At 67.5% G+C, this 13,663-nt stretch carries 8 protein-coding genes; all 8 read right to left on the reverse strand.

Going from position 1 to position 13,663, the window contains the following annotated elements:
• Positions 1-187 precede the first annotated feature (187 nt).
• Complete coding sequence (gene fusA, locus A949_RS0105355; protein WP_026004364.1) at positions 188-2,311, reverse strand: elongation factor G; 2,124 nt, start codon at positions 2,309-2,311, stop codon at positions 188-190.
• A 39-nt stretch (positions 2,312-2,350) separates the two neighbouring features.
• On the reverse strand, positions 2,351-2,821 hold the full coding sequence (gene rpsG / locus A949_RS0105360) for a 30S ribosomal protein S7 (protein WP_019354980.1): 471 nt from the start codon (positions 2,819-2,821) through the stop codon (positions 2,351-2,353).
• Between the two features lie 2 nt (positions 2,822-2,823).
• Positions 2,824-3,195, reverse strand: a complete 372-nt coding sequence (gene rpsL / locus A949_RS0105365; RefSeq protein ID WP_003948652.1) for a 30S ribosomal protein S12 — start codon at positions 3,193-3,195, stop codon at positions 2,824-2,826.
• Between the two features lie 366 nt (positions 3,196-3,561).
• Positions 3,562-4,023 (reverse strand): DUF1707 and DUF4190 domain-containing protein, encoded by a 462-nt coding sequence (locus A949_RS0105370; RefSeq protein WP_019354981.1) that lies wholly within the window; start codon positions 4,021-4,023, stop codon positions 3,562-3,564.
• 313 nt (positions 4,024-4,336) lie between these two features.
• On the reverse strand, positions 4,337-8,236 hold the full coding sequence (locus A949_RS0105375) for a DNA-directed RNA polymerase subunit beta' (protein ID WP_019354982.1): 3,900 nt from the start codon (positions 8,234-8,236) through the stop codon (positions 4,337-4,339).
• A gap of 92 nt (positions 8,237-8,328) precedes the next feature.
• A complete protein-coding gene (gene rpoB, locus A949_RS0105380) occupies positions 8,329-11,811 on the reverse strand; it encodes a DNA-directed RNA polymerase subunit beta (RefSeq protein ID WP_019354983.1) in 3,483 nt (1,160 codons plus the stop codon).
• Between the two features lie 529 nt (positions 11,812-12,340).
• A complete protein-coding gene (gene rplL, locus A949_RS0105385) occupies positions 12,341-12,724 on the reverse strand; it encodes a 50S ribosomal protein L7/L12 (protein ID WP_019354984.1) in 384 nt (127 codons plus the stop codon).
• Between the two features lie 150 nt (positions 12,725-12,874).
• Entirely contained in the window at positions 12,875-13,447 is a 573-nt protein-coding gene (rplJ, locus tag A949_RS0105390; RefSeq protein WP_019354985.1) for a 50S ribosomal protein L10, read from the reverse strand.
• Between the last annotated feature and the right edge of the window lie 216 nt (positions 13,448-13,663).

Below are 13,663 nucleotides of genomic sequence, written 5' to 3' on the forward strand. Positions count from 1 at the left end.
TCGTACCGAACCGGTCAGGACCCCGAGGGGGATGCCCTTGACCTGTTCGCTTGGGTGGGCCGGCGGCCGGGGCGCCCCGGCACAGTCCGCTTCGGCGACCGAGCGATCTGTACCGGAGTGCCCCGAATGCCTTTGCTCAAGCCTAAGGGGTGAGGACGGGTGTCCTCCCCGCCCCTGGACGAGTGGGTTACTCGCCCTTGGCCTTCGCGATGATCTCCTCGGCGACGTTCTTGGGAACCTCGCCGTAGGAGTCGAACTGCATGGAGTAGGTCGCACGGCCGGAGGTCTTGCTGCGCAGGTCTCCGACGTAGCCGAACATCTCCGACAGCGGTACCAGGCCGGTGACGAGCTTCGCGTTGCCCCGCTCCTCCATCGACTGGACCTGGCCGCGCCGCGAGTTGATGTCACCGATCACGTCGCCCATGTAGTCCTCGGGCGTCGTCACCTCGACCTTCATCAGCGGCTCCAGCAGGGCCGGGCTCGCCTTCCGGGCGGCTTCCTTGAACGCCATGGAACCGGCGATCTTGAATGCCATCTCGGAGGAGTCGACGTCGTGGAAGGCACCGTCGAGCAGCGTCACACGGACACCGGTCAGCGGGTAGCCGGCCAGCACACCGAACTCCATGGCCTCCTGGCAGCCCGCGTCCACGGACGGGATGTACTCCCGCGGGATACGGCCACCGGTGACCTGGTTGACGAACTCGTACCCGTCGCCCTCAAGCGGCTCGACGGCGATCTGCACCTTCGCGAACTGACCGGAACCACCGGTCTGCTTCTTGTGGGTGTAGTCGACCTTCTCGACCTTCTTGCGGAGCGACTCGCGGTAGGCGACCTGCGGCTTACCGACGTTGGCCTCGACCCTGAACTCGCGCTTCATACGGTCGACCAGCACGTCGAGGTGCAGTTCGCCCATACCCGCGATGATCGTCTGGCCGGTGTCCTCGTTGGTCTTGACCTGGAAGGACGGGTCCTCCTCGGCCAGCCGCTGGATCGCGACGCCCAGCTTCTCCTGGTCGCCCTTCGACTTGGGCTCGATGGCGACCTCGATGACCGGGGCCGGGAAGTCCATCGACTCCAGGATCACCGGGTTGCTCGCGTCGCTGAGGGTCTCACCGGTGGTGGTCTGCTTCAGACCCATGACGGCGACGATGTCGCCGGCACCCACCGACTCGATCTCCTCACGCTTGTTCGCGTGCATCCGGTAGATCTTGCCGATGCGCTCCTTGCGGCCCTTCACCGAGTTCAGGACCTGGGTACCGGTGTGCAGCCGGCCCGAGTAGACGCGCAGGAAGGTCAGCTTGCCCAGGTGCGGGTCACTGGCGATCTTGAACGCCAGCGCCGACATCGGCTCCTCCTCGGAGGGCCGACGCTTGATGACCTCGTCGGCGTCCTTGGGGGACTGACCCTCGACGGCCTCGACGTCGATCGGGGCCGGCAGGTAGCGGGCGATCGCGTCGAGCAGGGGCTGGACGCCCTTGTTCTTGAACGCGGTACCGCAGAACACCGGGGTGACGGTGATGGTGCCCTCGGCGCCGGTGGAGGCGAGGGTGACCCGGCGGATCGCCGCCATGAGCTGGTCCTGGGTGGGCTCCTCGCCCTCCAGGTACAGCTCCATCATCTCCTCGTCGTTCTCCGCGACGGCCTCGAGCAGCTTGCCGCGCCACTCCTCGGCCGCCTCGACGTGGGTGTCCGGGATGTCGACGGTGTCGTACATCTCGCCCATCTTCGCCTCGGGCGACCAGACGAAGGCCTTCATCGACACCAGGTCGACGACGCCCTTGAAGTCCGCCTCGGTGCCGATCGGCAGCTGCATGACCAGCGGCACCGCACCCAGGCGGTCCACGATCATGTCCACGCAGCGGTGGAACTCGGCGCCGGTGCGGTCGAGCTTGTTGACGAAGCAGATACGCGGAACGCCGTAGCGGTCGGCCTGCCGCCAGACCGTCTCGGACTGCGGCTCCACACCGGCGACACCGTCGAACACCGTCACGGCACCGTCGAGCACGCGCAGCGCACGCTCCACCTCGACGGTGAAGTCGACGTGGCCCGGGGTGTCGATGATGTTGATGGTGTAGTCGACGCCGTTGAGCGGCCAGTGAGTGGTCGTCGCGGCCGACGTGATCGTGATGCCGCGCTCCTGCTCCTGCTCCATCCAGTCCATCGTGGCAGCGCCGTCGTGGACCTCGCCGATCTTGTAGCTGCGACCGGTGTAGAAGAGGATCCGCTCGGTGGTCGTCGTCTTGCCCGCGTCGATGTGCGCCATGATCCCGATGTTGCGGACCTTGGCAAGGTCAAGTGAAGTGGTAGCCATAAGGCTTCAGTCTTCTCTCGGTCTCGATGGGGGTAGCGACTACCAGCGGTAGTGCGCGAAGGCCTTGTTGGACTCGGCCATCTTGTGCGTGTCCTCGCGCTTCTTCACGGCGGCGCCGAGCCCGTTGGAGGCGTCGAGCAGCTCGTTCATCAGACGCTCGGTCATGGTCTTCTCACGGCGGGCGCGGGAGTAACCCACGATCCAGCGCAGCGCGAGCGTGGAGGAACGGCCGGGGCGGACCTCGACCGGAACCTGGTAGGTGGCGCCACCGACGCGGCGGGAGCGGACCTCGAGGGTCGGCTTGACGTTCTCCAGCGCGCGCTTCAGCGTGATGACCGGGTCGTTGCCGGTCTTCTCGCGCAGCCCTTCCATGGCGCCGTAGACGATGCGCTCGGCGGTGGAGCGCTTGCCGTTCAGCAGCACCTTGTTGATGAGGGAGGTCACCAGAGGAGAGCCGTAGACCGGGTCGATGATGACCGGGCGCTTCGGGGCGGGGCCCTTACGAGGCATTCTTACTTCTCCTTCTTGGCGCCGTAGCGGCTGCGAGCCTGCTTGCGGTTCTTGACGCCCTGCGTGTCGAGGGAGCCGCGGATGATCTTGTAGCGAACACCCGGCAGGTCCTTCACACGGCCACCACGCACGAGCACGATGGAGTGCTCCTGCAGGTTGTGACCCTCACCCGGAATGTAGGCGGTCACCTCGATCCCGCTGGTCAGGCGCACACGGGCGACCTTGCGCAGGGCCGAGTTCGGCTTCTTCGGGGTGGTCGTGAAAACACGCGTGCAGACGCCGCGGCGCTGGGGCGAACCCTCCAGTGCGGGCGTCTTGTTCTTCTCGACCTTGTCCTGCCGGCCCTTGCGGACCAGCTGCTGGATCGTAGGCACCGTTTCTCCGGTTTCTGTGTGCCAGTCTCGGTAAAGCTAACCTGGGCCATACCCGACCCACGAGGTCGGGTGTGTCGAAGACTGCAGATCCCCGCTGAGGGCGGAAGACTTCTCCATGGTGAGAAGCATGCAGATCCCGGTATCACCTGCTGCGCGCACCGTCACCGCGTTCGCGGGGGACAACAGCGCAGGGGACACCCCAGGCACAGGAATTGAGGGTACCTACCGCATGGGCTGGGGTCAAAACAAATGGGGCCGCCACGATAGCGCCCCCGACCTGCGAGAAGAAGGGCACCGGGCCGCCCCCCGAGCCGACGCGCCGTACCGCTGCGCCCCCCACCGGCCCGCCGACGGCTCCGGAACCCGTCACGCTGTCGCCAGGATCACCCCGAACACGACGGCCAGGAACACCCCGATGGCCACCCAGCCGAGCACCAGACCCGCCATCGCCAGACCCGCGCCCTGCTCCCCCGTCCTGCGGATCTCGGCCCGCGCCTTGTGCCCGAGGATCACCGCGGGGATCGCCGTCAGCCCGTACATCGGCGTCAGGATGCCGCAGACCAGCGCGCCGATCGCCGAACCGTTGGTGCTCGGCGGGGGCGGCGGCAGGAAGGTGCGCGGCACCACCGGATAGGCGGGCTGCTGCGACGGCATCGGGACCGGCCCCTGCGGCAGATCCGCGATGAGCATGTTCAGCTCCCCGTACGTCTGGGCGTGCGCGGCGCGGGCCAGCCGCTGCTCGTACTCGTCCTGCCCCAGCCGGCCCTCGGTGAAGCCGGCCTTCAGCACGTCGATCGCCCGCTCCCGGTCCGTGTGCGCGGCGCGCATCTGGGCCACCTGCTGGCCCTGGGCCGGAAACGCCCCCGGACCGTGGCCCTGACTCGGGACAAGACCGGGCTGCTGCCCCTGGCCCGGGACACCCCGGGTATTCCACGGTCCGTACGCCACCGGCCCCCACCTCCCAGCTCGCTTACCGTCCCCTCCATCATCCATGACGCGGGCGGTCCGCGGACGGTTCGGCCGGTGCCGATACCGCGGGCCGGAGAACGACCGCGGGGCGGCCACCCCTCTCGGGTGACCGCCCCGCGGCGGATACCTCCGTCATCCGCCGTATCCGGCGGCGACTCGGGCGCAGGCGACCTCAGGCGTTGTACGGCCCGTAGTCGTAGTCCTCCAGCGGGACCGCCTGGCCGGAGCCGGTGCCGAAGGGCGAGTAGTCGATGTCGTCGTATCCGACGGCCGAGTACATCGCGGCCTTCGCCTCCTCGGTGGGCTCGACCCGGATGTTGCGGTAGCGGGACAGGCCCGTACCGGCCGGGATGAGCTTACCGATGATGACGTTCTCCTTGAGCCCGATCAGGGAGTCCGACTTGGCGTTGATCGCCGCGTCGGTCAGGACCCTGGTCGTCTCCTGGAACGACGCCGCCGACAGCCACGACTCGGTGGCCAGCGACGCCTTGGTGATACCCATGAGCTGCGGACGGCCGGAGGCCGGGTGGCCGCCCTCCTGCACCACGCGCCGGTTCTCGCCCTCGAACTTGGTGCGCTCCACCAGCTCGCCGGGCAGCAGCTCGGCGTCGCCGGACTCGATGATCGTCACCCGGCGCAGCATCTGCCGGATGATGATCTCGATGTGCTTGTCGTGGATCGACACACCCTGCGAGTTGTAGACCTTCTGGACCTCGCCCACCAGGTGCACCTGGACCGCGCGCTGGCCGAGGATGCGGAGCACGTCGTGCGGGTTCTCCGTACCGACGGTCAGCCGCTGGCCGACGGAGACGTGGTCGCCCTCGCCCACCAGGAGGCGGGCCCGCTTGGAGACCGCGTAGGAGGTCTCGTCCGAGCCGTCGTCCGGGGTGACGATGACCTTCTTGGTCTTCTCCGTCTCCTCGATCCGCGCCCGGCCGGCCGACTCGGAGATCGGCGCGACACCCTTGGGCGTCCGGGCCTCGAACAGCTCGACCACACGCGGCAGACCCTGGGTGATGTCGTCACCGGCCACACCACCGGTGTGGAAGGTACGCATCGTCAGCTGGGTGCCGGGCTCACCGATCGACTGGGCCGCGATGATGCCGACGGCCTCGCCGATGTCGACCAGCTTGCCGGTGGCCAGCGAGCGGCCGTAGCACATGGCGCAGGTGCCCACCTGCGACTCGCAGGTGAGGATCGACCGGGTCTTGACGGTCTCGATGCCGTGCCGGACCAGCTCGTCGATGAGCACGTCGCCCAGGTCGGTACCGGCCGGGGCCAGCACCATGCCGTCGACGACGATGTCCTCGGCGAGGCAGCGCGCGTACACGCTGGTCTCGACGTCCTCCGCCTTGCGCAGCACGCCGTCCTCACCCTTGGAGGCGATGGACAGCTTGAGGCCGCGGTCGGTCCCGCAGTCCTCCTCGCGGATGATCACGTCCTGCGAGACGTCCACCAGACGCCGGGTGAGGTAACCCGAGTCGGCCGTACGCAGCGCCGTGTCGGCGAGACCCTTACGGGCACCGTGCGTGGAGATGAAGTACTCCAGCACGGAGAGGCCCTCGCGGAAGGACGCCTTGATGGGACGCGGGATGGTCTCGTTCTTGGCGTTCGACACCAGACCGCGCATACCCGCGATCTGCCGCATCTGCATCATGTTCCCTCGGGCGCCCGAGTCCACCATCATGAAGATCGGGTTCGTCTTCGGGAAGTTCTCGTTCATCGCCTCGGAGACCTCGTTGGTCGCCTTGGTCCAGATGGCGATGAGCTCCTGCGTGCGCTCGTCCTTGGTGATCAGACCGCGCTCGTACTGCTTCTGGACCTTCTCGTCCTGGGCCTCGTAGCCGGCGATGATCTCCGGCTTGGCGTCCGGGACGACGACGTCCGTGATCGCGATGGTGACACCCGAGCGGGTCGCCCAGAAGTAACCGGCCGACTTCAGGTTGTCCAGCGCAGCGGCGACGACGACCTTGGGGTAGCGCTCGGCCAGGTCGTTGACGATCTGGGAGAGCTGCTTCTTGCCCACGGTGTAGTCGACGAACGGGTACTCCTCGGGCAGCAGCTCGTTGAAGAGCGCCCGGCCCAGCGAGGTGTGCAGCCGGAACGGGTCACCGGGCTGCCACTCCTGCTCGCCCTCCTCCGGCGCCGGCGGGGTCCAGCCCAGCGGCGGAGTGGTGCCGACCGGGAACCGGATGTCGATCTTCGCCTGGAGCGACAGCTCCCCGGCGTCGAACGCCATGATCGCTTCCGCGGTGGAGTTGAACGAGCGGCCGTCGCCCTTGGTGACGCGCTGCTCCTCGTCGGTGGTGAGGAAGAACAGCCCCAGGACCATGTCCTGCGTCGGCATCGTCACCGGCCGGCCGTCGGCCGGCTTGAGGATGTTGTTCGAGGACAGCATCAGGATGCGGGCCTCGGCCTGCGCCTCCGCGGACAGCGGCAGGTGCACGGCCATCTGGTCACCGTCGAAGTCCGCGTTGAACGCGGTGCACACGAGCGGGTGAATCTGAATGGCCTTGCCCTCGACGAGCTGCGGCTCGAACGCCTGGATGCCGAGGCGGTGCAGGGTCGGCGCCCGGTTGAGCAGCACCGGGTGCTCCGCGATGACCTCTTCCAGCACGTCGTAGACGACCGTGCGGCCGCGCTCGACCATGCGCTTGGCGCTCTTGATGTTCTGCGCGTGGTTGAGGTCCACCAGCCGCTTCATCACGAACGGCTTGAACAGCTCCAGCGCCATCGCCTTGGGCAGCCCGCACTGGTGCAGCTTGAGCTGCGGGCCGACGACGATGACCGAACGGGCCGAGTAGTCGACGCGCTTGCCCAGCAGGTTCTGCCGGAAGCGGCCCTGCTTGCCCTTGAGCATGTCGGACAGCGACTTGAGCGGGCGGTTGCCCGGACCGGTGACCGGACGGCCGCGGCGGCCGTTGTCGAACAGCGCGTCGACGGCCTCCTGGAGCATCCGCTTCTCGTTGTTGACGATGATCTCGGGCGCGCCGAGGTCGAGAAGCCGCTTCAGGCGGTTGTTCCGGTTGATCACCCGGCGGTACAGGTCGTTCAGGTCGGAGGTGGCGAACCGGCCACCGTCCAGCTGCACCATCGGACGCAGGTCCGGCGGGATGACCGGCACGCAGTCCAGCACCATGCCCTTGGGGCTGTTGCTGGTCTGCAGGAACGCGGAGACGACCTTGAGCCGCTTCAGCGCACGGGTCTTCTTCTGGCCCTTGCCGGTGCGGATGATCTCGCGGAGCCGCTCGGCTTCCTCGTCCAGGTCGAAGGTCTCCAGGCGCTTCTGCAGCGCGGCGGCGCCCATGGAGCCGTCGAAGTAGGTCCCGAAGCGGTCGCGCAGCTCGCGGTAGAGCAGCTCGTCACCCTCCAGGTCCTGCACCTTGAGGCTCTTGAAGCGGTTCCAGACCTCGTCCAGCCGGTCCAGCTCGCGCTGGGCGCGGTCGCGGATCTGCTTCATCTCGCGCTCGGCGCCCTCGCGCACCTTGCGGCGCACGTCGGCCTTGGCACCCTCGGCCTCCAGCTCGGCCAGGTCGCCTTCCTGCTTCTTGGCGCGGGCCTCCAGGTCGGAGTCGCGGCGCTGCTCGATCTGCTGGCGCTCCACCCCGACGTGCGCCTCCAGGGAGGGCAGGTCGCGGGTGCGGCGCTCCTCGTCGACATACGTGATCATGTACGCCGCGAAGTAGATGACCTTCTCCAGGTCCTTCGGGGCCAGGTCGAGCAGGTAGCCCAGCCGCGAGGGAACACCCTTGAAGTACCAGATGTGGGTCACGGGCGCGGCCAGTTCGATGTGGCCCATCCGCTCACGGCGCACCTTGGCGCGGGTCACCTCGACGCCGCAGCGCTCGCAGATGATGCCCTTGAAGCGGACGCGCTTGTACTTGCCGCAGTAGCACTCCCAGTCCCGGGTCGGACCGAAGATCTTCTCGCAGAAGAGTCCGTCCTTCTCGGGCTTGAGAGTGCGGTAGTTGATGGTCTCCGGCTTCTTGACCTCGCCGTGCGACCACTGACGGATGTCGTCAGCGGTGGCCAGGCCGATTCGCAGTTCGTCGAAGAAGTTGACGTCGAGCACTCTCGTCAATCCCTCTCAGGGTCGTGTGTCAATGGTCTGAACGGGGTCGCGGGGAGGGCCGGGACACGCGGAGCGCGCCCCGGCCGACTCCGTCAGACCTCTTCGACGCTGCTCGGCTCGCGCCGGGACAGGTCGATTCCGAGCTCCTCCGCCGCGCGGAAGACGTCCTCGTCGGTGTCACGCATCTCGATCGACATGCCGTCCGAGGACAGCACCTCGACGTTGAGGCAGAGCGACTGCATCTCCTTGATGAGCACCTTGAAGGACTCGGGGATGCCCGGCTCGGGGATGTTCTCGCCCTTGACGATGGCCTCGTAGACCTTCACGCGGCCGGTGACGTCGTCGGACTTGATGGTCAGCAGCTCCTGCAGCGCGTACGCGGCGCCGTACGCCTCCAGGGCCCACACCTCCATCTCACCGAAGCGCTGGCCACCGAACTGGGCCTTACCACCCAGCGGCTGCTGGGTGATCATGGAGTACGGACCGGTCGAGCGGGCGTGCAGCTTGTCGTCGACCAGGTGGTGCAGCTTGAGGATGTACATGTACCCGACCGAGATCGGGTCCGGGAACGGCTCGCCGGAGCGGCCGTCGAAGAGGTGCGCCTTGCCGGAGGGCTGGACCATCCGGTCGCCGTCCCGGTTGGGCAGCGTGGCCTGGAACAGACCGGCGATCTCGTCCTCGCGGGCGCCGTCGAAGACCGGCGTCGCCACGTTGGTCTTCGGGGCGACCTCGTCGGCACCGATGGTCTGCAGGCGCTGCATCCACTCCTCGGAGCCCTCGACCTTCCAGCCCTGGGAGGCCAGCCAGCCCAGGTGGATCTCCAGGACCTGGCCCGGGTTCATCCGGGAGGGGACACCCAGCGGGTTGAGGATCACGTCGACCGGGGTGCCGTCCTCCAGGAACGGCATGTCCTCGACCGGCAGGATCTTCGAGATGACGCCCTTGTTGCCGTGTCGGCCGGCGAGCTTGTCACCATCGGTGATCTTGCGCTTCTGGGCGACGTAGACCCGCACGAGCTGGTTGACGCCGGGCGGCAGCTCGTCGCCCTCCTCGCGGTCGAAGACCCGGACGCCGATGACCTTGCCGGTCTCGCCGTGCGGCACCTTCAGCGAGGTGTCGCGGACCTCGCGCGCCTTCTCACCGAAGATCGCGCGCAGCAGCCGCTCCTCGGGGGTCAGCTCGGTCTCGCCCTTGGGGGTGACCTTGCCGACGAGGATGTCGCCCGCCTCGACCTCGGCGCCGATGCGGATGATGCCGCGCTCGTCGAGGTCGGCCAGGACCTCCTCGGAGACGTTCGGGATGTCCCGGGTGATCTCCTCGGGGCCGAGCTTGGTGTCGCGGGCGTCGACCTCGTGCTCCTCGATGTGGATCGAGGAGAGGACGTCGTCCTGCACCAGCCGCTGGCTGAGGATGATCGCGTCCTCGTAGTTGTAGCCCTCCCACGGCATGAAGGCCACGAGCAGGTTCTTGCCGAGCGCCATCTCACCTTCGTCGGTGGACGGGCCGTCGGCCAGCACCTGGCCCTCGATGACGCGGGCGCCCTCGTCCACGAGCACCTTCTGGTTGAAGGAGGTGCCCTGGTTGGAGCGGGTGAACTTGGCGACCCGGTAGGTGTTGTACGTGCCGTCGTCGTTGGCCACCGTGACGTAGTCGGCGGAGACCTCCTGGACGACACCGTCCTTCTCGGCCTTGATGACGTCGCCGGCGTCGACCGCGCAGCGGTACTCCATGCCGGTGCCGACCAGCGGGGACTCGGCCTTGATGAGCGGCACGGCCTGCCGCATCATGTTCGACCCCATCAGAGCGCGGTTGGCGTCGTCGTGCTCCAGGAACGGGATCATGGCGGTCGCGACCGACACCATCTGGCGCGGCGAGACGTCCATGTAGTCCACGTCGTCGCCCGGGATCAGGTCGACCTCGCCGCCACGGCGGCGGACCAGCACCCGGTCCTCGGCGAACCGCATCTCCTCGGTGAGGGGCGCGTTCGCCTGGGCGATCACGAAGCGGTCCTCCTCGTCGGCGGTGAGGTAGTGCACCTCGTCGCTGACGACGCCCTCGACCACCTGGCGGTACGGGGTCTCGACGAAACCGAAGGGGTTCAGCCGGCCGTAGGAGGCGAGCGAGCCGATCAGGCCGATGTTCGGGCCTTCCGGCGTCTCGATCGGGCACATCCGGCCGTAGTGCGAGGGGTGCACGTCACGGACCTCGAAGCCGGCCCGCTCCCGGCTGAGACCACCCGGGCCCAGCGAGTTGAGGCGCCGCTTGTGGGTGAGCCCGGAGATCGGGTTCGTCTGGTCCATGAACTGGGAGAGCTGGCTGGTGCCGAAGAACTCCTTGATGGAGGCGACGACCGGCCGGATGTTGATCAGGGTCTGCGGCGTGATCGCCTCGACGTCCTGCGTGGTCATCCGCTCGCGCACCACGCGCTCCATACGGGCGAGCCCCGTACGGACCTGGTTCTGGATCAGCTCGCCGACGTTGCGCAGCCGGCGGTTGCCGAAGTGGTCGATGTCGTCGGTCTCGATGACGATCGTGTCGCCCTCGGCGGACTGCGACTCGGTCTCGCCCGCGTGCAGCTTCACCAGGTACTTGATCGTGGCGATGATGTCGGCGGTGGTCAGCACGCCGGAGTCCAGCGGCTCGTCACCGCCGAGCTTCTTGTTGATCTTGTACCGGCCGACCTTGGCCAGGTCGTAGCGCTTCGGGTTGAAGTAGAGGTTCTCCAGCAGCGTCTGCGCGGCCTCGCGGGTCGGCGGCTCACCCGGGCGCAGCTTGCGGTAGATGTCGAGCAGCGCGTCGTCCTGGCCCTGGGTGTGGTCCTTCTCCAGGGTGGCGCGCATGGACTCGTACTGGCCGAACTCCTCCAGGATCTGCTCGGTGGTCCAGCCGAGCGCCTTGAGCAGGACGGTGACGGACTGCTTGCGCTTGCGGTCGATGCGGACACCGACCATGTCGCGCTTGTCGACCTCCATCTCCAGCCAGGCACCGCGGGAGGGGATGACCTTGGCGGAGTAGATGTCCTTGTCGGAGGTCTTGTCGATCGAGGAGTCGAAGTAGACACCCGGGGACCGGACGAGCTGGGTGACGACGACACGCTCGGTGCCGTTGATCACGAAGGTGCCCTTGTTGGTCATGAGCGGGAAGTCGCCCATGAAGACCGTCTGCGACTTGATCTCGCCGGTCTCGTTGTTGGTGAACTCCGCGGTGACGAAGAGCGGAGCCGCGTACGTGAAGTCGCGCTCCTTGCACTCGTCGATCGAGTTCTTGGGGGGCTCGAAGCGGTGGTCGCGGAAGGTCAGCGACATCGACCCGGAGAAGTCCTCGATCGGCGAGATCTCCTCGAAGATCTCCTCCAGACCGGACTTGGTGGGGACGTTCTGTCCGCTGTCCAGCGCGGCCTCGACGCGAGCCTTCCAGGCGTCGTTGCCGAGCAGCCAGTCAAAGCTCTCGGTCTGGAGCGCGAGGAGGTTCGGAACCTCGAGGGGCTCCCTGATCTTCGCAAAAGAGATACGCAGCGGGGCAGTGCTGGCGCCGTTGTTCGAATTGGCAGTCGAGGCAGTGCGCGAGGCGGCCAAGAGGGGGTCCTTCCGAGGGCTCGGACTCTCTACACGCATACCGGTGCCCCTGGTGACGGGCAGGGGGCAGCTAATAGGCAGCGCAAAGGGTCAGTGTAGCCACAAGGCCCACTGATGTCCAGTAAGGATGACGGGAAACCGGCTCACGCCCCGGTCTCCACCTCCTGCGATTGTTCTGCTCCGTCCCGCCCGGTCCCCGGCGGCCTCGATTCGCCAGGGTGGACGCGCCTGCCACGGCTCGTCGTGCCTGCCGCAACACTTCCCGCTTCGCCGCCGATCCATGCCTCGGAGTTCGGATCGATGTGACGACGCGCCCCGAGAATTACGCGCTGCGTGCCGTTCGTCAAGGGCCTCAGGGACAACGAAGATCACCATACCCGCCGAGGCCCGCGCGGCACGCGACCGTCGAGCAAAGGCGAAGGGCGACCACCCGTCTGGGTGATCGCCCTTCGCTGCACGGCTACCCCGTGCGGAGTAGCCCGCGGTCCGCAGTGCTGACTCGGTGAGCCGACGGCTCAGCGAGTACGGGTCACTTGACCTCGACCGACGCGCCGGCGCCCTCGAGGGACTCCTTGGCCTTGTCGGCGGCGTCCTTGGCGACCTTCTCGAGGACCGGCTTCGGGGTGCCGTCCACGAGCTCCTTGGCCTCCTTCAGACCCAGCGAGGTCAGCTCGCGCACGACCTTGATGACCTGGATCTTCTTGTCGCCGGCGCCGGTCAGGACGACGTCGAACTCGTCCTGCTCGGGCTCGGCCTCGGCAACCGGGGCGCCCGGGGCCGCGACGACGGCGGCGGCCGGGGCGGCGGCCTCGACGTCGAACTTCTCCTCGAACTTCTTCACGAAGTCCGACAGCTCGATGAGGGTCATCTCTTCGAACTGGGCAAGCAGTTCGTCCTGGCTGAGCTTCGCCATGGTTGTGGTCCTTCCACTTCAGTCGGCTGGTGCCGGATCAATATGTCGGCGGGCTTACGGCCCGCTGTGACCGAATACGGTGAGTGAGCTGAGGCGACCGGTGCGCGGTACCCCGCCGGAGCGGACCACCGGGTGCGCCGCGCCCCGGAACTACTCGGACTCGGTCTCGGCGGGAGCCGTGGTGTCGGCACCGCCCTGCTCTTCGACCTTGCTGCGAAGCGCGTCCGCGGTGCGGACGAACTTCGAGAGCGGGGCCTGGAAGGTCGCCGCGGCCTTGGCCATGGACGCCTTCATGCCACCGGCCAGCTTGGCGAGCAGCACCTCGCGGGACTCGACGTCCGCAAGCTTCTTGAGGTCGTCGGCACCGTACAGCGTGCCGTCGACGATTCCGCCCTTGATCACGAGGGCGGGGTTCTCCTTGGCGAAGTCACGAAGACCCTTCGCCGCCGTGACCGGGTCACCGGTCACGAAGGCCACGGCCGAGGAGCCCGTCAGGAACTCGTCGAGCTCGTTGATCCCGGCCTCGTTGGCCGCGATCTTGGTCAGCGTGTTCTTCACCACACGGTACTGAGCGTTTTCACCGAGTGCACGGCGCAGCTGCCTGAGCTGGGCCACGGAGAGTCCGGTGTACGCGGTGACCACAGCGGCGTTGGAGTCACGGAACTTGTTCGTGATCTCGTCGACGGCTGCGATCTTGTCGGGAGCGACCTGTTCCCTCGCCATGAGCCTCGGCCTCCTTCCGGGTGATGAGGACCGCTCGGAAGGGGCTGAACACGACAAACGCCCCAGCGCAGGCGCATGGGGCGTCACCTCGACCGGAGCACGCACGGCGCACCGGGAGTTCTTCCTCAATCACCTGCGCGGGTCGTCCGCAGCGAGCGGATCCTTCGGCCGACGGCGCTCTGAGCGCGCACGACGACGACCAGCGGTCTTTGGCTT

Source organism: Streptomyces sp. AA1529 (assembly GCF_000280905.1).
Taxonomy (GTDB): domain Bacteria; phylum Actinomycetota; class Actinomycetes; order Streptomycetales; family Streptomycetaceae; genus Streptomyces.

What these genes read in the sequence shown, in the direction of transcription:
- fusA (WP_026004364.1), bottom strand. Translation starts at nt 2,311, where the DNA reads ATGGCTACCACTTCACTTGACCTTGCCAAGGTCCGCAACATCGGGATC.
- rpsG (WP_019354980.1), bottom strand. Translation starts at nt 2,821, where the DNA reads ATGCCTCGTAAGGGCCCCGCCCCGAAGCGCCCGGTCATCATCGACCCG.
- A949_RS0105370 (WP_019354981.1), bottom strand. Translation starts at nt 4,023, where the DNA reads ATGCGCGCCGCGCACACGGACCGGGAGCGGGCGATCGACGTGCTGAAG.
- rplL (WP_019354984.1), bottom strand. Translation starts at nt 12,724, where the DNA reads ATGGCGAAGCTCAGCCAGGACGAACTGCTTGCCCAGTTCGAAGAGATG.
- rplJ (WP_019354985.1), bottom strand. Translation starts at nt 13,447, where the DNA reads ATGGCGAGGGAACAGGTCGCTCCCGACAAGATCGCAGCCGTCGACGAG.